The sequence below is a fragment of the Terriglobia bacterium genome, assembly GCA_020072785.1.
In the GTDB taxonomy this organism is placed as follows: Bacteria; Acidobacteriota; Terriglobia; order Acidiferrales; family UBA7541; genus Acidiferrum.
The window spans coordinates 192,872-215,324 of record JAIQGG010000003.1 but is presented as its reverse complement, the minus strand read 5'-3'; the positions used below and the strand labels follow the sequence as shown (position 1 = coordinate 215,324).

Here is a 22,453-nt window from a genome sequence, read left to right as displayed (position 1 = left end):
GAATTGGATGTGCCACCCACCTTTTATGGACTTGTTGGGCCTGCACGCCTTGGACCGGGATTGACCGGCGCGAAGGAAATGGCGCCGATGCCGTCTTTCGTCAATTGACGCGGCTGGCCGGCAGGGTCAACCGCTACGACGTAGAGGTTTTCATTTGAAGCGGCCATCGGAAAGGTCGGAGATGGTTGTGGGTATCCACAGCGGAGCAAGAGGAGCCTGCTATCCCTGAGCCACGCGATGTTCCTGCACCCCATCTTCTCGTCATGCGTGACTATGCGTAGTTCGGATCCATCGGCATTCACCAAATAGGTCTGAGGCCTGTCATGAACAACCCCGGTAAATACGATCTGCTTTCCGTCGGGTGACCACATCGGGCTCGCTGCTCTGAGTTTTGGGTCGGTGAGTCGCTGACGGGCCGCGCCATCTGCGTTCATTACATAAACCGCCCTCTTGCCATGCCCCGAATCCGAGAAAACGATCTGCTTCCCGTCAGGGGACCATTGCGGGGCAATGATGACGGAGTTCACCTCCGTCAGCGATTTTGGCGGGGAACCATCAGTTCCCGCAACGAAAAGTGCGGAAGTATTCTTGCCCGCGACGACATAGGCTAACCGAGTGCCATCCGGCGACCACGAAAAGCCATAGGGAAACGCCCCCTCAGGCAAAACTTTGAAGTGTTCTCCCTTGCCCGTTTCCGAAAGGCAGAGGCGGATGCGCGACCGGGAATCTTTTTGCGGAGCGGGGCAACCGTGCGCGATCCACTTGCCGTCTGGAGACCACTCGAAAGTGTCCCCAATCTCGTGACTCAGCAGCCGTGGTGATGCTGTGCTGCCCAGTTGCACGAGATAAAGTGGAGATTCTGGCGCGAAGGGGACATTTTGATTGGATTCAACCGGAAATCCTGTGTAGGACAATGTTTTTTCGTCTGGCGACCAGCATATCTTCGCGTCAGGCCCCACCATGCCAGCCACAACATGCGGACCTGTTCCATCCGCATTCATTACATAGATCTCGTACTCTGCGGGCAATAGACAGCCTTCGCAGGTTTCTGGTTTGATGTGAATGTAGGCGATTTTCGTTCCGTCGGGAGACAGGACAGGATTGAAGCTGTGATTGTCTTCCGTGAGTTGCTCTTCGCCGCTGCCGTCGCTGTTTATTGCATAGATATTCTTGAACAGGGGTGCGTCCATTGCCAGCGGGACATTTCTCATTCTGTCGTAAACAATACGGAAAACTTGGCTGGGCGCGACATTCGGTGAATTCACTTGCGCCGGCATGCTCAAAGGCAGCGCGCAGCAAAGAGTGACTCCGGCCACTGCAAGCACCCACCGCATGAACCAACTTGAATTATCTGAAGGCATGGGTTTCTCGCCGCCTTTTTCCTTAGCCGCAAAGATGCGAGGAATCGAAGGCGGGTTGCTGCGGGCCTATGGTTGCGGCCGTGCGTGGCGGATGCTTTTGCGGCGGCCCGCGCAGGAGGAAGATGCCGGGCTGAAGCCCGGCGCTACAAAATCGCGAGAAAGGCACTCCCGTATTTGTACGCCGAAATGAATTGCAAGAGTGATATCCTCTCGCCGGGGCGTGCTGTCAAAAGGAAAATCTGGCAATTGGATGTGCCACCCGCGGATGACGGTGTTCGGTAAGTGGCCAGTCCTTTAGGAGATAGCTTGTTGTGTTATTGCGGTAAGGCAGAGAGAAATGACTTCGGGGGTGTGAGATGAAAAACGCAAACGCATGGCGGGGAAGCATCCGGGTGCTGGTCGCGGCGATGGCTCTGGCGGGAGCGACACTGGCGCAGAGCGCCATGGTTTGGGCACAGGAACAGAAAGCGGAAACGCCTGCGCCGGCGGTGCGGGCCTTTGTGCGCCTGGTTCTGGTGGATGCCCTGGTGACGGACAAGGACGGGAAGATGGTGACGGGCCTCGGTGCGCCGGACTTCACCGTGCTGGAGGACGGGAAACCCCAGAAAGTGACCACGGTTTCGTTCGAACAGGCTGCGGAGGTGGCGCGAGCGCTGCGCAGCCAGCGTGCGAGCTTGCCGCCGAACGTCACCACCAATCGTCCGGCATACCGCGTGCCGGCAGGTCCGATGGTGATCGTGGTGCTGGATGCGCTGAATACGCGAAGCCAGGACCAATCGCGGGCGCGGATGGAGTTGTTGAAATACCTCGACACCCAGCTGCAACCCGGGCAGCAGGTCGCCGTCTACACGCTGTCTACCTCGTTGCGGATCCTGCAGGACTTCACGGATGACCCGGCGCTGCTCAAAGCCGCCATCCAAGGCTTCCGGCCAAACGAATCGATGGCCATGCAAGTCGCCGATATCAATGCCCGAGTGGGCCGGAGGTCGGGGGCAAGACCGGAGTCACTGCACGGGGGAGGAGTGGATCTGGAGCTTGAGAGGGCTCTTTCGCGGATGCAGCTTTTCTATGAGGAGCAAGCAAACGTGGTGACCGATGCGCGCGTAGGGACGACGCTGACGGCGTTTCGGTACATTGCGCAGGCCGTGGCTGGCCTGCCGGGGAGAAAGAATCTGGTGTGGGTAACGGGTTCGTTCCCGCTGGCCACCTATTCGCGAATCATCCAATACAGCGAGAATGCAGTGAACGACCCGAACGCCGTGCGCATCGAGCACGATTACGAGGACATGATACGCGAAACAGCTTCTCTCCTGAATGACGCCCAGGTGGCTGTGTACCCGGTGGATGCCCGGGGGCTGATCGGGCAATTGCTTGGCGGCGCGGAGGATCAAGGTCTCAACGCAGGGGGTCAACTGAAGGCCGGCGCGGAATATGCGCAGGACGTCCAGCTCGCCAGCCGCTCGCTGCAGGAGACGCAGGCCACCATGCAGCAGGTCGCAGCCGACACAGGGGGCAAGGTATTCACAAATCGGAACGACCTGGATAATTCCGTGGCCCTCAGCGCCCAGGACGGCGCCTCGTACTATTTGCTGGGATATACCCCCGAGGGGAAAGCCGACGGAAAATTCCACAAGATCGCGGTGAAAGTGAATCGTCCCGGAGTGACGGTGCGCGCGCGGCACGGCTACTACGCATACCCCTTTGGCGAGGAAGCCAAGGCCTCGAAACAACACGAAGCCGAAGTGGGGATGGCGATGCGGGCGTCGTCGCCGGTGGCGACCGGCGTCACGTTTGACGCGCGCGTGGTGCCGCCGGCGCCCGCCGCCAAAATGAAGGTAGGGGCCGACTTTCTCGTAGATCCCACCACGCTCACGGTGGAAGATGCGGGGGGTGGCAGCAAGCGGCTTGCCCTGGAGTTTCACGCCGTGGCGTATCAAGAAGATGGAAAGGTTGCGGGACAACGGGACGTCGCGACGAAAGCCACACTGAAAGCGGCCAACTTCGCCGCGATCCAGCAACAGGGACTTGCTTACCACGTGGATTTGGAATTGCCGCCGGGGCGCTACATGCTGCGACTCGGGGTTGTGGACTCGCGCAGCGGGTTCATCGGCACGGCAGACCTGCCCCTGCTGCTCGAAGGCCCCAAATAGCGGACTCCCGGAACGCGCCAATTCCTGACAAGTTCGGAGGGTGTGGGTGCCGCATCTTTTCCGCAGGACGGGAAAGGATGCGGCTTTCCTTTTTAGAGGAAAGCGAGGCGGAGGCCGAGGAGGAGCATGACTGCGGCGATGATGGATTCGGAGGCCAGGCGGGGGAGCCGGGCGTGCAGGTGGCTGGCCAGCCAGATGGCGGGGAGGGAGCCGAGGAGGAGAGCGGCGACGGCGAGGAGGTCGATATGGCCGCCGCTGGCGTGGAGCAAGCCGGCGGCCGCGCTGAGCAGGGTGCTGAAAAGGATGCTGGTGCCGACGAGACGCCCGGGATCAAGGCGGTAGAGAAGATAAAGCATGGGAACAAGGGCGGCGCCGCCGCCGATGGATGTGAGGCTGACGCTTACGCCGACGATATAGCCGACGGCAAGTGTGAGCGGGAGCTCGTGCTTCTGGGTGAAGCGCAGGCGGCGCTCGGTGAAGGCTTCTCCGGCGGCGCCAGGGAAAAGTTGCACGAGCATCAGCACAAAGACGGCCAGCAGGGCCACGCCGATGGAGCGCTGCAGAAAGAGGTTGGTCTTCAGTGGGGACTGATAGCCCAGGCCTTTGAGCAGGGAGAAAACGGTCAGCAGGCCGGCGCCGGCGCCGGGCAGCAGTTTGCGGAGGATGGGGAAATCGACGAGGCCGCGGCGGTAGAAGCTGGCGCTGGCGACGATTTTGGTGGCGAAGGCAAAGGCCAGGCTGGTGCCAACGGCTTTGGCGGGGGAAAAGCCGACCGCGAGAATGAGCAGGGGAGTGAGCACGGAGCCGCTGCCGACTCCGGTGAGGCCGAGGAGCAGCCCCACGCCCAGCCCGACGCCGATGAGGAGAACAAGGCTCACCGGCGCGTTCCTTGGGCGGCGGGCGATTTCGCGGCGCGCTGCGCATTCTGCGCGGAGGGCGCGAAGATGCTGTGCCCATGCATCGCGGCGGGACGGGCGATGCCGAATTCGGCGAGGATCGTGGGGGCGATATCGGTGAGCGCGGGCTGAGTGGCCTCTATTTTGCGATTGCTGAGGACCACGCCGGGAACTTTGGTGTAGTCCATGCAGTGGTCGCCGCTCCAGGGCTCGGTGTTGTCTTCCAGCACTTTCGCGGGGATGCCGCCGAGGACGCTGTCCCAGCCGACGCGAAAGCCGCGATTGTAGCCGACGATGATGTCCGGGGCCTGCGCGGCGGCCGGGCCGGAGTAGGCCTCGGAGGCGCGGTCCACGCGGGTGATGACCTGCTGCTTGTCGTTGGGATCGCGCACGGCTTCCAGTTTGGCGGCGATCTCCAGCTGCAGCGCATCGGATTCCGCGCCGGGATTCACGATGCCGTTCTTTTCCCGGCCGCGCAAATTTACATACAGACCGTTGAGGCCGAGGCCGTAGGCGCGAGTCTTCGACCAGTCGGCATCCTTGAAGATGTCGCGGCCGGGCCCGGGCTGCGCGCCGGCGCGCAGGACCAGGTAGCCGTTCTCGACGAGCCAGGTGTTGAGGCTGAAGGAGCGATGGAAGGGAGCGAAGCCGTGATCGGAGACAACGAGCACGGTGGTCTCTGCGTCCGCGGCCTGCAGCGCTGCGCCGAGCATGGCGTCCATCTCGCCGTAATAGTCTTCGAGGACGTGGCCGTGCCGGGCGGCGAGCTGCGCATCGTAGGCCGGAAATTTCTGGTCATTGGCGCGCCAGAACATGTGGCTATTCTGATCGAGGCTGGAGAAATAGTAGAAGAAGAGGCCGGCGCGGAAGCGGGCCAGCTCGTGCAGAAAGAGGCGGCGCTGTTCGTCGAAGACGATGTGCGCCTGCTGGAGGTATTCGTCGTCGCTGAGGAGGCCGCTGGTGAGGGCCTTGGTGTCTTCGGAGATGCCCTGGGTGTAGAAGGAGCCCACATCGCGGGCCAGGTCGCGGGCGTAGGTTTCCGGGGTGGAGATGGGCAGCGCGGGATTGGCCGGGTCGATGTTGATGGGGGAAACGTAGAGCTCGAATTGCGGGCGCACTTGTTTGAGATAGAAGCGGCAGATGCCGGTGATGCTTTCCAGCCCGGGGACGAAGGTGAAGGTGACGCGAATCCAAGGGCTCCATTCGCCCACGCGCAGGATGAACTGCTGGCCCTGGATGGTGAAACGCGCGACGGGTTCGGAGGCGTCGCGGTCCACGGTGAAGGGAATGATCAGTTCGGGATTGTCCTTGCGGAGGGAATTCACCGGGCCGTGGAGCTGCGCTTCGATGCGGTCGCCGGCGACCTGCGCGGGATAGATCACGCCGCCACTGACGGGGCCGGGAGTGAAGATGGGATCGTCGGTGTAGAAGGAGAAGGTGCCGTAGCCGCCGAGGAGATCGGGGGTGCCCATGCCGGCGAAGGTTTTGCCCTGGGTGGGCACGGGGGGAAAATTGGAGGGGATGCGGAAGACGGTGAGGGGAATCTTGTGCTCGTCGAGGTATTGCCAGAAGGCTTTGCCGTGGCGCAGCAACTCTACTTTTCCTTCGGAGATGGGGATGACCCAGTTGCCGAGGCGCAGGTTGTGTTCCGGGGCCTTGACCTGCGAGGTGGAGAAGTAGGGGGTGAGCGTAGCGGGGTCGCGATGAATGAAATCGAAGATGCCGTGGCTGCCGGGGTTCATGCCGGTGATCAGGTTGGCCCAGGCGACGGGGCTTTGCGGAGGGATGCTGGTCTGGAGAGGGAGGAAGCCGCCGCTCGCGGCCAGAGCCGCGAAATGGGGCATTTTCCCCGCGGCCATGAACTGCCGGAGGAGCAGGGGGTCCATGCCGTCAATGCCAAGGATGATGAGCTTGTTGTGCGGGGCGGGGGGCGCGGCGCTGTGGGAGAGCGAGCGCGATACGCCGAAGGCGGCGGCGAGAAGAGCGGCCGCGGCGAGAGCCAACATCCATTTGGGAATTCTTTTCATTTTTTCGGCGCTCTGAGTTTGGGCGCAGTTCCCGCGTGCACCGCTCCGCTGCACAGTCTCAGTTAGGAACGCAGAGAGTATAGCAAACGGGGCGCGAGAAGCCGCGCGGCTTTCCGGCGCGGTGAATGGCCCGGCGCCGGGCCGGGTGTTGTATGATTTCCTCCGAGCCGATGCGGACGAGTTCCCCAGCCACGGGATGGAGTCACGCGACAGCGCGGCTGTTGTTCGCGCCGACGCTCGTCCTGCTGCTCGCTTCTTTCTTCCCTGCATTGTTCTGGGCGACCGCAAAGCGCTCAACCGCGCAGGCCCCTTCCGGTTCGGCGGAGCTGGCGCTGCGGGGGGCGCGGCAGGCGATGGAGCAGGGCGACTTCGCCGCGGCGGCGCGGGGCTTCGAAGAGGTGCGGCGGGAAGCGCCGGAGGTGAAGGAGACGTGGGGCAGCCTGGCGCTGTGCTACCTGCGTCTGGGAGAGAAGGCCCGCGCGCTGGACGTGGCGCGGGAGGCGGCGGCGCGCTGGCCGGAGGACGGAGAGACGCGGCACCTGCTGGGCTTCCTCTATTTTCAGACAGGCCAGGCGGAGCCGGCCATCCGGGAACTTTCGCGCGCCGCAAAGCTGCTGCCGAATCGCCACGAGCCGCAGATGGATCTGGCGCTGGCCTATCTGAGCGTGAAGCAGTACGGGCCTGCAGCCGACGCGCTGGAAGCGGTGATCCGGCTGCAGCCGGAACTGGCGCTGCCGCGCATTCTGCTGGGGCGGGCCTACCAGAACAGCAATCGCACGCTGCTGGGGATTCGCGAATTCCAGAAGGCGCTGGCGATCGATCCGAAAATTCCGCTGGGCCACTACCATCTGGGTTACGCCTACGAGAGCCTGGGCCGCAATGCGGAAGCGATTGTGGAGTTTCGCAAGGAACTGGCGCAGCACGAGGGCAACAGCGAAGTGTTCTACCGGCTGGGACGCGCTTTGCTGGATTCCGGGCAGGCGAAGGAGGCGCTGGTGGAGCTGCGCCGGGCGCTGCGGGCGGAGCCCAACAATGCCGATGCGCAATTTGCGCTGGGCAATGCCCTGCTGGATCTGGAACAGACGCAGGAGTCGATCGAAGCGCTGCGCCGGGCCGCGGCCTTGAACCCGGAGGACCCGCGCCCGTATTTCCTGCTGGCGCGGGCCTACGGCAAGCTGCAGAAGCGGGAAGAAGCCGCGAAGGCGCTGCAGCAGTTCGCGGAACTCAAGAAGCGTCAGGGGGTCACGGGTGGAATGGCGTACCGGCCGAACTAGCGGGGGCGCAGCGGGCTCGAGGGTGCTGCCTGCGGTGTTGTTGTGCGGGCTGCTGGCGTTGCTGCTGCCGGTGGCCACGGTGCGGGCACAGCGGGGCCTGCCCGCGGCGGCGATTTTCACGGATGTGACCCGCGCCGCCGGCATCGATTTCCACCTGACCTGCGGCAGCCGGGAAAAGCTGTACATCATGGATTCGATGTGCGGGGGCGTCGCCGTCTTTGATTACGACAACGACGGGTGGCCGGATATTTTCCTGGTGAATGGCGCGACGCTGGAGGAGCTGAAAACGGGGAAGAGCCCGGCGAGCAAGCTCTATCACAACAATCATGACGGTACGTTCACGGACGTGACGGAGAAAGCCGGCCTCGCGCACCGCGGGTGGTGCTTCGGAGCGGCAGTGGGGGATTACGACAACGACGGGTGGGATGACCTGTACATCACCTGCCTCACGGGCTCCTTCCTGTACAAAAACAATGGCGACGGAACGTTTCGCGACGTCACGGCGCAGGCCGGGGTGGGCAACGCGGGACGCTGGGGCACCAGCGCGGCCTTCGGCGACTACGACCGCGACGGCTTCCTGGACCTCTACGTGGCCAACTATGTAGATCTCGACTTGAACAACCTGCCGAAATTCGGGAGCACACCCTTTTGCCAGTACCGCGGCATCCCGGTCTCCTGCGGGCCGCGCGGGCTGGCGGGTTCCCGCGACCGGCTGTACCACAATAACGGCGACGGCACGTTCACCGACGTCACCGAAAAGATGGGCATCGACAAGGAGTCGCACTACGGCCTGGGCGTAATCTGGGCGGACTACGACGGCGACGGCTGGCCCGACGTATACGTGGCCAACGATTCCTCGCCGAGCCTGCTGTACCACAACAACGAAGGGAAATCGTTCACGGAGACGGGCCTGACGGCGGGGGTGGCGCTGAGCAGCGACGGGCGCGAGCAGGCCGGGATGGGCGTGGACTTCGGGGACTACGACAACGACGGCTGGCCGGACCTGGTCAAGACCAATTTCTCCGACGACGCCAACAACCTCTATCACAACAATGGCGACGGCACGTTTGACGACCAGGCCGGAGCGGCTGGTTTTGGCGCGGTGAGCATCCCGTTTCTCGCCTTCGGCGTGCGCTTCCTGGATTACGACAACGACGGCTGGAAAGATATTTTCGTCGCCGACGGGCACGTGAATCCGCAGGTGGATGAGCACGCTTTGGGGATCACTTACGCGCAGCGCCCGCTGCTGTTCCACAATTTGGGCAAGGGGCGCTTCGAGGAGATCGGGCTGCGGGCGGGGCCGGCGCTGCGGCAGCGGCGCGTCAGCCGGGGTCTGGCGGTTGCCGACTTTAATAATGATGGCGCGCTGGGAGCGCTGCTCTCCAATCTCGACGCCGGGCCGACGCTGCTGCGCAACGCCGTGAAGCCGCGGGGGCACTGGCTGCGGCTGAAGCTGATCGGGACGAAGTCCAACCGGGATGCGTACGGCGCGCGGGTGGAAGTGCTGGCCGGCGGACTGAAGCAAATGGATGAGGTGCGCGCCAACAGCAGTTTCCTTTCGGCGAGCGACGCGCGGCTGCACTTCGGACTGGGCGCGGCCACGAGCGTGGAACAGGTGCTGATCCACTGGCCCTCCGGGCTGGTGGAGAAGATGACGACACTGCCGGTGGATCGGGAAGTGGTGATCCGCGAAGGTGCGGGTGGAGCTGCGGCCAGCGGGCCAAAGCAGGAATAGCGCTACTGTTGAGCCAAATTGGCTCGCGTTAGGTACTAGAACCTTTCCTATATCTTTGTAATCTAAAGATTAAAAAATGTTGTTGACAGAAAAGCGTCTGGCGAAGAATATAACGCCACTGCGGGAAAGGGTGTTATTCCGTTTCTGTGGTCTGTAAGGTTGTTTAGTGTGGTTACAGATTCCACTACGAATTTTATGGGGGTGTTAGGATGAAGTCGTTCCACCGCAATGTGCTGGCCAGTTTCTGCTTGCTCTTCGCGCTATTCGCAATCGCCGTCATGCCTGCCTCGGCGCAGGTACAGAACGGCATCTTCACGGGCACGGTCATGGACCCACAGGGCGCGGCAGTGGTGTCGGCCGATGTGTCCATTACCAACGTGGGCACCAACGCCACGACGGATGTAAAGACGAATGCGGAAGGTCTGTACCGCGCTACGGAAATGCCCGTCGGTACGTACAAGATTACCGTGTCTGCCGCGGGCTTCAAGAAATCCGCGAAGTCCGGGCTGTATCTCGGCGCGGGCCTCATCGCGCGCGTGGACTTCACACTGGAGCTCGGCGCGCAGACGGAAACGGTTACCGTCGAGGCCGGCGCGGTGATGGTGCAGACCGAAGACTCGCGGTTGTCCACCACGATCGGAGCGAGCCAGGTTTCCAACCTTCCCCTGAACGGCCGCAACGTTTTTGACCTGATCACCCTGGCGCCTGGCGCCGTGGATGCGACCGGCGTTTCCTTCGAGAACGGCCACAGCACGGTGGTCAACGGGCTGCGCCCGAACTTCAACGGATTCATGATCAATGGCTCCTCGGACAAGGGCTTGAGCGGCGGCGTCAACACCACGCCGAACGCCGACATGGTCCAGGAGATCCAGGAACTGACGCTGAATATGTCCGCGCAGTACGGCAACAGCGCCGGGGCCGGCGTCAACGTGGTCACCAAGTCCGGCAGCAACGATCTCCATGGCAGCGCGTACGAATTTCTACGCAATGACAAACTGGACGCCAACGATTTCTTCCGCAACGCCTCGCCGGATCCGGAAGTGAACGGCAAGCCGTCGAAGCTGCGTTACAACCAGTTTGGCGTTACCGCCACCGGACCGATCTGGAAGGATCACCTCTTCTTCACCGCGTCTTATCAGGGTGATCGTTTCACGACGGCCGCCGCGCCGATCCCGGTAATCTCCGAGACGCCCGAGTGGCGCGCCGCGGTTATCAGCGCCCTGCCGAATTCGGTGGCCGCGACGATCTATCAGAACTTCCCGACGACGAGTGCGGGGAATTATGGCGGCCCAGACAGCACGACAGTGGCAGGCTACGTGGGTAACTTCGGTCCTATGATGTGCCCGGCCAACTTCCCGGCGGGATTTACGAATCTGCCCACCGGCTCGTTCCCCTATATGTTCGGGATAACTGCGGCCGAGCAGACGTGGCTGACCGGGCAGCACCAAACTGGCGTTGATATCAACAACAATCCTATATATGCCGACAATTGCTCCACATACGGCTATAATGGGACTCCTCCGCCGCTACAGGCCGGAGCGATCGACCGCAACACGCCGTTCCTCAACGACAACGTCGTGCTCTTCGGGTCGCAGAGCCAGGGCAATCTCTTCAACGGCAACGAGTGGTCCACGCGCATTGACTGGCTGCGCAAGAACGACCGCGTCTTCGGCGAGTACCTGTGGGTCCATTCCTCCGATTCCTTCGGCCCGGTTAACGCCAGCAGCAGCATTCACGGCTTCCGGAACCCGCAAACCATCCACTCCCCGAACCTGCAGTTGAGCTGGGTGCATACCTTCAGCCCGAACTGGATCAACGAGGCGCGCGCGGGCTATTCCCTGGGCCGCAACGACCTTACAACCGCGACTCCGGGCGTTCCGGCAATCGGTTTCGACGACGGCACGGCCGGCTTCGGCTCCTACAACGGCTACCCGCAGTTCTTCCACGAGAACATCTATACCTACGGGGATATGATGTCCTTCCAGAGGGGCAAGCACAGCATCAAGGTCGGCGTGGACTTCCGGCGCAACATCGAGAACAGCGAATTCAACGTCGCCCGGCCGTCCTACTACTTCTTCGACCAGATCTACTTTGCGGCGCAAGCGCCGTATGGCATGGCCGCCGGCGTGGACCCGGGCTTTGTCTCCAACCAACCCGCGCAACTCGCCAGCAACATCCGGCACTGGCGCAACCTGGAAATGGGCGCCTTTATCCAGGACGACTGGAAGGTGAGCCGCAAACTGACCATCAACGTGGGTCTCCGCTATGACCTCTACACGCGGCACACGGAGAAAGACGGCAAGGTGACGACGTTCATTCCGGGGCCGGGCTGTTTGACGCCCGCCAACGGCTACTGCGCGGACTGGATCTCCAACGCCAACATCCCGGCGGGACAGGCGGGTTGCGATACGGCGACGCAGTTGGCCAGGAACGTTCTGGCCGGAGTCTGCGGGCCGGGCGGCTTCGCGGTCGCCAGCAGCCTGGGCGGTGCGGACCACAACAACTTCGGGCCGCGCGCCGGCTTTGCCTACGATCCGTGGGGCAACGGCAAGACAGCCTTCCGCGGCGGCTTCGGAGTGTCGTACGAGGGCACGTTATATAACCCGCTCTCGAACTCCCGCTGGAACCCGCCGTTCTATTCCTTCAACGGGGTTAACAATGCGCTCGGCGGAGATGTGAACGCGGTGGTTTTCGGGCCGACCGCGGCGTGTGATGGAGTCACGGTCACCGCTTTCTGTCCCGCCGGCTCAATTGCCGGGGTGGCGGCATGCGATCCTGTGACCACAGCTTGCGCGCCCAGCGGAGCTCCGGTGACGTTTACCGGGGCGGGAGCCAATCCCGGCATCGGGCAAGGATCGCAGGCTGCGGGGAACATCCAGGGGTACAACGCCTGGAACAGCAACTTCGCGAACCTGACGGGCATCGTTTTCCCACAGGGCATCCGGGATCCCTATGTGCTGAATTATTACTTCGGGATTCAGCGGGAAATCCTGCCCAAGACGACCCTGGAAGTGAACTACGTCGGCACGCAGGGGCATAAGCTCTTCCGCGCCGAGCAGGCTAACCGCCTGCCGGGTATCCGTCTCCCTGCCGGGACCACTGCGGTGGACCAGTTCGGCCGTACGCTCACCGGACTTGGTAGCCGCTTCCTAAACCCCAACTACGGGCGCCTGCGCGTCTGGGAGAACGTCAGCAAGTCGTGGTACAGCGGGTTGCAGGTCGCGGTGCGCCATCAGGTGACCCGCGGGTTCGCGTTTAACCTGAACTACGCGTGGAGCCACTCGATTGACACCGGCTCGGACTGGCACAGTGGCGCGACATCGGCCAATGGTGCGGCCGCAGGCGATGGCTACTCCCTGGATCCGACCAAGCCCATGCTGGATAAGGGCAACTCCACGTTCGACGTCCGGCACCGGCTGAGCTTCAACTACGTGTACGAGATTCCGTACATGAAGGAACAGAAGGGTTTCGCAGGGCACCTCCTGGGCGGCTGGCAGTACCAGGGCATCTGGGCGTTCCAGTCGGGTGCGCACTTTACTCCATATTGCGCCTCCGGCAACGCATGTGATTTCAACTATGACGGCGAACGCAACGACCGGCCCAATGTAGGACCTGGCGGGAGCAGCATGAGCGTCAGCAGGGAACAGTGGGCCAACGGGTGGTTCAACGTGCCCGGGTCACCCTACAGCTGCGGATGGTATTCGCTCGGAGCCGTGCAGGGTGCGGACGGAACATGCAGTAGCGGCGGGGTAGCTTTCTTTGGCACGCCCTGCAGGGCGTGCGACGGCAACCTGGGCCGGAACACGTTCACGGGGCCTGGGATTTTCAACACCGACCAGTCCCTGTTCAAGAACATCCGGATCACGGAGCGGTTCAACATGCAGTTCCGCTTCGAGGTCTTCAACGCCCTCAACCGCGCCAACTTCAAGCTGCCCAGCAGCTCGACCGGCGCGAACTTTGCCAACCGCATTACCGCTTTCAACTTCGGCCAGTCGGCTGGGGAAATGACTCCCCGGTTGATGCAGTTCGCGCTGAAGCTGCTCTGGTAATTCGTTAACAAGATGGACTCAGGGCCCGGCGGCAACGCCGGGCCCTTTTTCTTTCCTCCAAAGTGTCCGCACCAGGGCGGAGTTTATGGTAGCCTCGGCTCATCAGGTTTTAGCTCATGGCGGTTGACGGGCGACGATCAAACAGGGCCTCCTCCGGCCTCCTGCTGGCAGTTTTGTTCCTTCTTTCTGCTGGAGTACTGCACGCCCAGGAAGAGGGCAATATCGCCGGCCAGATTCACCTGGAGAATAGGCAGTGGCCGGACCAGCCCATTCGAATCACACTCGAGGGCCGCGGAGCGGTCGTGGACACCGGTTACTCCGACGCTGAAGGGCACTTTGGCTTCTCCGGCCTGCTTCCCAATACCTACTACGTGGTCATCGAAACGGAGGGGTATCAGCCGGTTCGCCTTCCGGTCAACGTGAATCCTCTGCAAATGCCAACGAACTTCGTGCGCGTGGTCCTGCGTCCCAAACCCGCGGAGAGGCCGCGCGGCGCGCCTGAGGGTTCTGGCGGCGCGAACGGGGATCTCGTGGATGTCGCCGATCTCGCCAAGAAATATCCGCCGGGTGTGCTGAAGGAGTTTGAAGCGGGGAAGAAAGCCGACGAGCGCGGGGATGCGGCGGCGGCGGTCGAGCATTACCAGGCGGTGCTGCGCCTGGCTCCGGATTTCTATCCTGCGCACAACAACCTGGGGATCCGCTACCTGCAGAAGGGCGACGCCAAGGCGGCGGAAGAGGAGTTCCGGCGGGTGCTGGAACTGAACGCCAACAGCGTGCAGGCGTATTTCAATCTGGGCAACGTGCTGTACCTCACGCGGCGCAACGAGGAGGCCCGGCACACGCTGGAAGAGGGCCTGCGCAGAGCTCCTTCCTCCGCGCTGGGACGGTACCTCCACGGCTCGGTGCTGGCCCGGCTGGGCGAGTTGCAGCCCGCGGAGCAAGAGCTGAAGACCGCGCGCGAGCTGGACCCGAAGATGCCGCAGGTGCTGCTGGCGCTCGCCGCACTCTATTTGCAGGCCGGGCGGCAGAGCGAAGCCGCTGCCGAATTCGAAGCCTTTCTCAAGCAGTTTTCGAAAGATCCCGCCGCGCCGAAGGTGCGCGACGCCCTGGCCAGGCTGAAGCATTCCTCAACGCCATAGTGCGCTTGGGAAAAAAGTGTATTTGGCGAGAGTCCAAGAAAAAAGAGAGATTTCCCGGCGCAGCGCCTCGAAATGACGGGCGGTGGGGGCATGTGTGCTTGTGTGGGGGCAGTTACCAGCAGTTCGTTGGGCGGGAGTTGGCGAGGAGGCCGCTACTTGCGGTTGGCGATGAGGGCGCAGATGCGGCGGTCGAGGCGGCAGGCTTCGGCGTATTCTTTTTTGGCCAGGTCCGGCTGCTGCATGCGCTCGTAGGCGAAACCCAGGTTGAGGTGGGCCTGGGCGTAGCCCGGCTCCGCCGCCAGCGCGCGGCGATATGTTTCCGCCGCGTCTTCCAGGCGGTTCATGCGGCTGTAGCAGATGCCCAGGTTGTTGTAGGTGAGCGCGTCGTGCATGCCCATGGCCACGGCGCGGGAGAGGTCCTCGGCGGCGCTCACGTAGGTGTCCTCGCGCATGGAGAGCATGCCGCGGTCGCGGTAGGCCGGAGCGAAGTTGGGCTGGATGGCAATCACCTTTTCCAGCGCTTCGCGGCTGGCGCGCGGGTCGCTCGGGGCGGCAATTTGCGCCTGCAGAAACCACGCCCGGAAGTTCTTGGGGTTTTCCGCCAGCAGGGTGCCGATCAGCTCTCGCGCCGGCCCCGTTTTGCCCTGCAGCCCCAGCGCGCGCGCCAGCCCCATGCGGGCCTGGTCGAAGCCCGGATTGAGCGCGGCCGCCCGCCCGAACTGCTTTTCGGCCTCTTTCCATTGCGCGTCGTGGGAAGCGGCTTCGCCGAGCAAAAAGGGGATGAGATAGAGGCGCGGCTCGCGCTGCTGGACGCTGGCCAGCAGCGCGCGCGCCGCCGCGTAATTGCCCGCCTGGATGAGGTCCGTGGCCTGCAGCACGTCCTGGAACACGGGCAGTTTGTCCTTGGGGTCGGCCAGTTTGGCATTAGGCGCCGCGGGGGCCTTGTAGGCCAGGTAGCCGAGCGAGCGCAGCTTTTCCAGGACCTCCGGGCTGGCCCCGGCGGCGTTGCCGCCCGCGGCTGCCGCCGGCGCGGGGTAGCGGGCCAGGAGCTGACCGAGCTGCTCGCGCAGGCGCGCGGCCACACCGGCGTTCTGCTCCGCAACATTGATTTTTTCCGCCGGGTCGCTGGCGTGTTCGTAGAGCTCCTGCCGGGGCGCTTCGATGTAGTGATAGCGGGTGGTTTGCATGCTGCGCAGGGGGCTCCAGCCAAAGGAGTTGGCGGGATAGAAGGTCTCGCTGTAGGCGGCGCGCTCCGGCCCGTGGGGCTTGCCGGAAAGCAGGGGCACGAGGCTGGCGGCCTGAAACTGCTTCTGGATGGGGTCTTGCACGCCGGCCAGCTCCAGCACCGTCGGCCCCACCTGAATCGTCTCCACGGCGTCGGCGACGCGCTGTACGGCCAGCCCTGCGCTGCGCTGGGGCTTCACCACCAGCGGCACGCGCACCGTCGAGTCGTAGACGAAGAAGCCATGCTCCTTCTCGCCGTGTTCTCCCAGGGACTCCCCGTGATCGCTGAGGAAGACGATCAGGGTGTTGTCGTAGACGTTGTTGGGGGCCTGCTTGAGCCAGGCAAAGAGGCGCCCCAATTGGCTGTCGGCATAGGCGACCTCTCCGTCGTAGGGCTGCCTGGCGTATTGCGTGCGGAAAGGCTCCGGGGGGTTATACGGGCTGTGCGGATCGTAGAGATGCAGCCACAGGAAAAAGGGCTTCTGGGGATGCGCCTGCAGCCAGCTGATCGCGTGGTTCACGCTCTCTTCGGCGGGACGCTCCACCAGCCCGAGGTTCTTCTCCAGAAATTCCTGCCCGGCAAAGGAGTCGTCGTAGCTGTCAAATCCCCGGGCCAGGCCCCAGCTGCGGTCCAGCACGAACGAGCTGACCACGGCGGCGGTGGCGTAGCCGTGCGCCTGGAAACATTCCGCCAGGGTGCGAAAGCGCTCGCTCAGGGGCTGTCCGGTGAAATCCTGCACGCCATTGTGGAAGGGATACGTGCCGGTAAAGATCGCGGCATGCGAGGGCCAGGTGAGGGGCACCTGGGAGACGCCGCGCTCGAAGACGATACCCTCTTTCGCCAGGGCGTCCACGTTGGGGGTGAGCCCGCCGGTGTTGCCGTAAGCCCCCACGCGATCGGCGCGCAGGGTGTCCACGGTGATGATCAGGATGTTCGGGGGCCGCGGCTGACTTTGCCGGCAGCCGCCGGCGAGCAGGGCCAGTCCCAGGAAGAGAAGAGCCGCGCGGCGGGATGGAAGCGAAGGACGCATCTAGGGCTGCGAGCCTCCGTCAGCACCCTTGCGCCGTTCTTCTTCCGCTTCGTCGTTCAGGCCCCTGGCCTGCAGGGCCTTCACCAGAGCCTGCCGCGCCTTGGTGTATCCGGGCTCCATTTGCAGGGTCGCGCGCAAAGCGGCGATGGCCTCGTCCAGTTTTCCCTGGTAGAGCAGCAGCTCCCCCAGCGCCTCCTGCGCCTGCGCGTAGCCCGGGTTGATCTTCAGGGCCTGCCGCAGGGCTCCTTCGGCCTCGTCCACTTTCCCTTGCTTCACGTAGGCCGCGCCGAGGTTGTAGGCCGCCGAGTAGTTCGTCGCATCCAGTTCCAGCGTGCGGCGCAGCGTGGCGATCGCCTCCTCCCACTCTCCGGTCTGCGTGTAGGCCAGGCCGAGATAGTAGGTGGCCAGGGAGTAGCTCGGGCTCAGCTTGAGCACGATCTGGAACTCCTCGATGGCCGTTGTAAAGTCCTTCTGGCGGTAATAATTCAGGGCCAGCAGGTAATGAACCGGCAGGGAATCCTTTTCGGCCTTCTCCGCCTGGCGCAGCTTGGCGATGGACTCCGAGTAGAAGCCCCGCTGGCTATCCGTCAGCGCATCCGACACCAGTTCGTAGACTTGAATGCGGTCCTTGGGGTCGGGCAATCGCCGGTCGCTCAGGACCTCATCGCCGCCTCCGGCGACGGCCACGTAGCCCAGCGATTTCAGGCGCTCCATCAGCACCGGGTCGAGCCCCGTGGTTTCCGCGGTCTTCTCCCCCGCGGCCGGGGTGTACTGCGCGATGAGTTGCTCCAGGCGCTTGCGCATCTCGTTAGCCACTGCCCGGCGCGACGCGTACAGATTGTTCAGCTCCCGCGGATCGCTGGAAAGGTCGTACAATTCCGGGCGCGGGGCGTCAATGAACTGGTACTGGCGGTAGCGCACCCCGCGCAGTTCGCTCCAATTGAAGTGGATCCGCGGCAAATAAGTTTCCGCGTAGTCCTCCGCCGGACCCCCGTCCGCTTTTCCGGCCATGGCCGGGACCAGGCTCCGGCCCTGCAGCTCTTTCGGGCGGCTCTCCCCGGTCAGTTCCAGAATGGTCGGCAGGAGGTCCGCCAGATTGACCACCTCGTCCACCACGGGTTTCCGCGGCCCCGCGCCGGCGGGCATCTTGAAGATCAGCGGCACATGCAGCGTGCTGTTGTAAATGAAGAAGCCGTGCGTTTTCTCGCCGTGCTCGCCCAGGCCTTCGCCGTGGTCGGCCGCCAGGACGATCAGCGTCCGGTCGTAGAGGCCCTTGGCTTTCAGGTAGGCCACGACGCGCCCCACCTGCGCATCCACAAAGGCGATTCCTCCGTCATAGGGGCGGGTGCGGTACTTTTGCCGGAACGGCGGCGGGGGGTTATAGGGCTCATGGGCGTCGTAGAGATGCACCCACAGCAGGAAGGGCTTGCGGTGGTGCCCTGCGAGCCAGCCCAGCGCGTGGTCCACCACCTCATTGCCGGGGCGCAGCATGGCATCAAGATTTTTCTCGTCCAGGCGGCTGAAATCGAAGTGGTCGTAGTAAAAGTCAAAGCCGCGGTTGAGTCCGAAGCGCGAGTCCAGCACGGCCGAGCCCAGCACGGCTCCCGTGGCGTAGCCCCTGGCGCGCAGCAGTGTGGCCAGGGTGGGCTGCGAAGAGTTGAGGCGGTTGCCGCTGAAGTCGTGCATGCCCGTGCGCATCGGGTAGGTCCCGGTGAGGATTACGCTGTGCGACGGCAGTGTGACGGGCACCGGGGTAAAGGCATTGGCGAAGCGCACTCCGCTGGCGGCCAGCGCGTCCAGGTTGGGGGTTTCGATGAGTTTGTAGCCGTAGCAGCCGAGGTGATCTGCGCGCACCGTATCCAGAGTGATCAGGAGGACGTTCGGCGGATCGTTGGCCGGCGGCGCTGGCAGGGCCAGAAGGGGCGCCGCGAGCAGCGCGGCCAGCAGCGCCAGGCTGCGCATCCACCGCCGTTTCATTTCCCGGGAGAAAACACCGCTGCTGTTGTGCGTCCCGCATGCCCGCAGGTAGGCTTGCATGATTCTGTCGGCCCCTTGAACAGATCGAGTCTATAGTGTCGCGGAATTGTACGTCAAACGTTTTTGCCCGGCGCCAAGGCCCGAAACGGCGGGGTTTTTCCCGCGTGTCCGTTCTCGGCGCCGTCCGCCGGGGCGTTTTTTGCGCGCGCGGCCGCGCGCGGATGCGCTATAATTCGCATTGTTCACGGCGTTTGCGGCGGGCCCGGGATGCACGCCACGGCAATGCGCCAGCGAGTGGGGAGGCAGGCTGTGTTCGGAAACCGCGTCAAGATTGACGATGAGCTCTACGCCAAAGCCAAAAAGTGCGCCGAGCTGGCCGGCTATTCCTCCGCCGAGGAGTTCATCCAGCACGTTCTGGAGAAGGAAATCACGCTGCTCATGGGTTCTGATTCCGACGGCGGCGATGCTCCCGAGGAGATCAAGAAGCGCCTGCAGGGCCTTGGCTACATCGAGTAACCCCGTCCGCTTTTTTCTGCGCCGCGGGCCGCGGGGCAGGACTGCGGCAGGTTCACACCCATGACCGCATTCCTATCTTTGTTCGACCATATCGTTGACCTCTTGTTCCGCCTGCTGCGGCCCTTGCCGCTGTTCGCCGTGCTGGGCTTTTTTTCCGTCCTGACCGCGGTCCTTGCGCTGCTGGTCATCCGCTGGACGTCGGACCAGAAGGCCATTCGCCGGGTGAAAGATCGCATTGGCGCGCACGTTCTTGCGGTGCGCTTGTTTCCCGATCAGCTCAGCGTGGTCCTGCGCGCCTATCTCACGCTGCTCGGCAATACGTTTCTGTATCTGCGGCACACCTTCCGGCCGATGCTCTTTCTGGCCCTGCCCCTGTTCCTTCTTTTCGTGCAATTGGAGGCCTATCTCGGGCGCACCCCGCTCGTTCCGGGCCAGGATTTCTTCGTGAGCGCTACCTTCGAGAGCCCGGATGCGCTGGCTGGCGCCGTGCTCCGGCTGCCGTCCGGACTGCTGCTGACGGCGCCGCCGGTGCACATTGCTCCCGAGCGCCAGGTGGATTGGCGCGTGAAGGCCGTGCAGCCGGGCACGTACGACATCCGCCTAGTGCTCCCGAACAGTGAGTTTTCCAAGCGCGTGATTGTGGGCGACAGCCTCACGCGCATCGTTTCCGCGCGGGAACGCGGCGGGCTGTGGCAGCAGATCGTCAATCCGGGCGAGCCGCCGCTTCCCCGCGCGGGCCTCGTCGAGCAGATCCAGATCGAATACCCGGTGCGGCTCTTCCACTTGCGCACCTGGAAGATGGAATGGCTGGTGCCGTACCTGGTTTTGACACTCCTCGGCGCTCTGGTGCTCAAGGGCGCCCTCAGGACGGAGCTATGACCTTCGCGCAGCCACGCTCGCAGTGGAATTCCCGCGGCCCGCAGCGCATTCTGCGCTGCGCCATCCTGGCCCTCCTCCTGCTCTTGCTCTGGACGCCGCCCGCGCACGCTTACGTGGGGCCCGGCGCCGGCTTTGCCGTCATTTCTTCTTTCCTGACCATTCTCGTGGCCTCCGTCCAGGCCGTCTTTGCCCTCCTCACTTGGCCGCTGCGCCAGTTTTTCCGGTCCCTGCGCCGCCGCCGCGCCTATCGCCGCGCGCGCACCAGCCGGGTGGTCATCCTGGGCTTCGACGGCATGGACCCCGAGCTGACCGAGCGCTTCATCCAGGAGGGCAAGCTGCCCAATCTGGCCAAGCTGCGGGCGAACGGCACGTTTCGGCGGCTGGCCACGACGCTTCCGCCCATCTCTCCGGTGGCCTGGTCGTCGTTTCTCACCGGGGTGAACCCCGGCAAGCACAATATCTACGATTTCCTGACGCCCGACCGCCGCCGCTACCTCCCGGAACTCTCCTCCGCGCGCATCCGCGGCCCCAAACGGGTGCTGAAGATCGGCCGCTATGTGATTCCGCTCTCGCGGCCGCAGATCAAGCCGCTGCGGCGCAGCACCCCCTTCTGGCACTATCTGGCCGACGCCGGGGTCTTCTGCTCCGTGATCCGCGTGCCCATCACGTTTCCGCCGGAAAAATTTTCGGGGGTGCTGCTCTCCGGAATGTGCGTCCCGGATATTCAGGGAACCCAGGGCACCTTTTCGTTTCACACCACGCGCACGGCCAGCCGTGAAACCGCCAGCAACCGGGTAGTGGTGCCCTTCGAAAAGCGCGGCGCCCTCTTCCACTCGTACATCCCCGGCCCGCCGGACGCCCTGCGCGCGGATTCCGCCGGGGAGCTGCGCGCGCCCTTTTGCGTCAAGCCCGCGGCCGGCAAGAGCAAGGTGGAGCTGCAGCTCGATGGCCAGCGCATCGCGCTTTCCGTGGGCCAATACACGGAGTGGGTGGAACTGGAGTTCAGCGCCGGGTTCGGGGCCAGCGTCAAGGGCATCTGCCGCTTCTATCTGAAGTCCGTCGAGCCGGAACTCGAGCTCTACGCCACGCCCGTCAACATCCACCCCATGCGCCCGGCTCTGCCCATTTCCCATCCGCTGCCCTACTCCATCTATCTCGCCAAGCTCAACGGCCTGTACGCCACGCTCGGGCTTGCCGAAGATACCTGGGCGCTCAACGACGGCTACCTCAGCGGCCAGGCGTTTCTCGAGCAGTGCTACCTCATCCACGAGGAACGCGAGCGCATGTTTTTCGACGCCCTGGAAAAGACCGCCCGGGGCGTGTGCGTCTGCGTCTTCGACATCACCGACCGGGTGCAGCACATGTTCTGGAGGCACTTCGCCGGCGACCACTCTTCCGCCGCTCCGCTGCCCGGCGATCCGCCCAGCGTGATCGAAGAGATGTATACGCGGATGGACGACCTGGTCGGCCGGACCATGGAGAAAATGTCCAGCGACTCGCTCCTGCTCATCGTCTCCGACCACGGCTTCAAGTCGTTTCAGTGGGGTGTGAACCTGAATAGCTGGCTGCACCAGCAAGGCTATCTGGCGCTGAAAGAGGGAGTCGCATCCGGGGATTGGTTTCAGGACGTGGATTGGAGCCGTACGCGCGCCTACTCCCTGGGCTTGAACGGCATCTACCTGAACCTGAAAGGCCGCGAAAGCAGCGGCACGGTGGAGCCCGGCGCGGACGCCGCAGGATTGCGCGCGGAATTGTGCGCGAAACTGCAGGGGCTGGTCGATCCCGCCACCTCCCGCGTGGCTATCCGCCGCGCCTTCGATGCCATGCAGTCCTTCACGGGGCCCTATCGCGAGAACGCCCCGGACGTGGTCATCGGTTTCGGCGAAGGCTACCGCGCCTCCTGGGATTCCGCGCAGGGGCGGGTGACCCATGCCGTCTTCGAGATCAATTCCAAAGCTTGGAGCGGCGATCACTGCATCGATCCCGAGCTCGTTCCCGGTGTGCTCTTTTCCAACTGGAAGATCGCCGGAGAGCGCCACGCCATCATGGATGTCGCTCCGACGCTCCTCGACCTCTTTGGCCTGCAGGTGCCCGCGCACATGGACGGCACCGCCTGGTCCACCGCGCCTTCGACTTCTTCCTAGCGGGCGATCCGTCCGCCGCTGCCCGATTGTGCCGTGCACCGGGCGATGCTA

Annotated in this window: 13 protein-coding genes; 8 read left to right on the top strand and 5 right to left on the bottom strand. The window is 63.7% G+C overall.

Annotated features, from left to right (window positions below; all coding sequences use genetic code 11):
• Positions 1-23: 23 nt before the first annotated feature.
• On the bottom strand, positions 24-1,361 hold the full coding sequence (locus LAN61_11105) for a hypothetical protein (protein MBZ5541053.1): 1,338 nt from the start codon (positions 1,359-1,361) through the stop codon (positions 24-26).
• A 356-nt stretch (positions 1,362-1,717) separates the two neighbouring features.
• On the opposite strand from LAN61_11105, the gene LAN61_11100 reads away from it, so the two are divergent.
• On the top strand, positions 1,718-3,511 hold the full coding sequence (locus LAN61_11100; protein ID MBZ5541052.1) for a VWA domain-containing protein: 1,794 nt from the start codon (positions 1,718-1,720) through the stop codon (positions 3,509-3,511).
• 92 nt (positions 3,512-3,603) lie between these two features.
• Here LAN61_11100 and LAN61_11095 read toward each other — a convergent pair whose 3' ends face one another.
• On the bottom strand, positions 3,604-4,389 hold the full coding sequence (locus tag LAN61_11095; GenBank protein MBZ5541051.1) for a sulfite exporter TauE/SafE family protein: 786 nt from the start codon (positions 4,387-4,389) through the stop codon (positions 3,604-3,606).
• Positions 4,386-6,434, bottom strand: a complete 2,049-nt coding sequence (locus LAN61_11090) for an alkaline phosphatase family protein (protein ID MBZ5541050.1) — start codon at positions 6,432-6,434, stop codon at positions 4,386-4,388. The genes LAN61_11095 and LAN61_11090 overlap by 4 nt, the downstream gene beginning before the upstream one ends.
• A 170-nt stretch (positions 6,435-6,604) precedes the next feature.
• Here LAN61_11090 and LAN61_11085 point away from each other — a divergent pair, with 170 nt between their 5' ends.
• The 4 genes from LAN61_11085 to LAN61_11070 all read left to right on the top strand — a co-directional run bounded on the left by LAN61_11085 (position 6,605) and on the right by LAN61_11070 (position 14,631).
• Positions 6,605-7,708, top strand: a complete 1,104-nt coding sequence (locus LAN61_11085) for a tetratricopeptide repeat protein (GenBank protein ID MBZ5541049.1) — start codon at positions 6,605-6,607, stop codon at positions 7,706-7,708.
• Positions 7,683-9,443 (top strand): CRTAC1 family protein, encoded by a 1,761-nt coding sequence (locus LAN61_11080; GenBank protein ID MBZ5541048.1) that lies wholly within the window; start codon positions 7,683-7,685, stop codon positions 9,441-9,443. The genes LAN61_11085 and LAN61_11080 overlap by 26 nt, the downstream gene beginning before the upstream one ends.
• Positions 9,444-9,652: 209 nt before the next feature.
• A complete protein-coding gene (locus LAN61_11075; GenBank protein MBZ5541047.1) occupies positions 9,653-13,492 on the top strand; it encodes a TonB-dependent receptor in 3,840 nt (1,279 codons plus the stop codon).
• A gap of 173 nt (positions 13,493-13,665) precedes the next feature.
• Entirely contained in the window at positions 13,666-14,631 is a 966-nt protein-coding gene (locus LAN61_11070; GenBank protein MBZ5541046.1) for a tetratricopeptide repeat protein, read from the top strand.
• A 152-nt stretch (positions 14,632-14,783) separates the two neighbouring features.
• Here LAN61_11070 and LAN61_11065 read toward each other — a convergent pair whose 3' ends face one another.
• Together LAN61_11065 and LAN61_11060 are read right to left on the bottom strand one after the other, a co-directional pair.
• Positions 14,784-16,886 (bottom strand): sulfatase-like hydrolase/transferase, encoded by a 2,103-nt coding sequence (locus tag LAN61_11065; protein ID MBZ5541045.1) that lies wholly within the window; start codon positions 16,884-16,886, stop codon positions 14,784-14,786.
• Positions 16,887-18,923 carry a sulfatase-like hydrolase/transferase gene (locus LAN61_11060; GenBank protein ID MBZ5541044.1) on the bottom strand — a complete coding sequence of 679 codons (2,037 nt, stop codon included), beginning with the start codon at positions 18,921-18,923 and terminating at the stop codon, positions 16,887-16,889.
• Between the two features lie 222 nt (positions 18,924-19,145).
• On the opposite strand from LAN61_11060, the gene LAN61_11055 reads away from it, so the two are divergent.
• From LAN61_11055 to LAN61_11045, 3 genes are read left to right on the top strand one after another with little or no spacing between them, the layout of a single operon-like run.
• Positions 19,146-19,379 (top strand): hypothetical protein, encoded by a 234-nt coding sequence (locus tag LAN61_11055; protein MBZ5541043.1) that lies wholly within the window; start codon positions 19,146-19,148, stop codon positions 19,377-19,379.
• A 60-nt stretch (positions 19,380-19,439) separates the two neighbouring features.
• Positions 19,440-20,258, top strand: a complete 819-nt coding sequence (locus LAN61_11050) for a hypothetical protein (protein MBZ5541042.1) — start codon at positions 19,440-19,442, stop codon at positions 20,256-20,258.
• Complete coding sequence (locus LAN61_11045; GenBank protein ID MBZ5541041.1) at positions 20,255-22,402, top strand: alkaline phosphatase family protein; 2,148 nt, start codon at positions 20,255-20,257, stop codon at positions 22,400-22,402. The genes LAN61_11050 and LAN61_11045 overlap by 4 nt, the downstream gene beginning before the upstream one ends.
• Positions 22,403-22,453: the final 51 nt, after the last annotated feature.

Bases quoted from the DNA above. Each gene is read 5' to 3' on its own strand.
- LAN61_11105 (MBZ5541053.1), bottom strand. From the start codon at position 1,361: ATGCCTTCAGATAATTCAAGTTGGTTCATGCGGTGGGTGCTTGCAGTG.
- LAN61_11100 (MBZ5541052.1), top strand. From the start codon at position 1,718: ATGAAAAACGCAAACGCATGGCGGGGAAGCATCCGGGTGCTGGTCGCG.
- LAN61_11090 (MBZ5541050.1), bottom strand. From the start codon at position 6,434: ATGAAAAGAATTCCCAAATGGATGTTGGCTCTCGCCGCGGCCGCTCTT.
- LAN61_11085 (MBZ5541049.1), top strand. From the start codon at position 6,605: ATGCGGACGAGTTCCCCAGCCACGGGATGGAGTCACGCGACAGCGCGG.
- LAN61_11075 (MBZ5541047.1), top strand. From the start codon at position 9,653: ATGAAGTCGTTCCACCGCAATGTGCTGGCCAGTTTCTGCTTGCTCTTC.
- LAN61_11065 (MBZ5541045.1), bottom strand. From the start codon at position 16,886: ATGCGTCCTTCGCTTCCATCCCGCCGCGCGGCTCTTCTCTTCCTGGGA.
- LAN61_11060 (MBZ5541044.1), bottom strand. From the start codon at position 18,923: ATGCAAGCCTACCTGCGGGCATGCGGGACGCACAACAGCAGCGGTGTT.
- LAN61_11055 (MBZ5541043.1), top strand. From the start codon at position 19,146: ATGCGCCAGCGAGTGGGGAGGCAGGCTGTGTTCGGAAACCGCGTCAAG.
- LAN61_11050 (MBZ5541042.1), top strand. From the start codon at position 19,440: ATGACCGCATTCCTATCTTTGTTCGACCATATCGTTGACCTCTTGTTC.
- LAN61_11045 (MBZ5541041.1), top strand. From the start codon at position 20,255: ATGACCTTCGCGCAGCCACGCTCGCAGTGGAATTCCCGCGGCCCGCAG.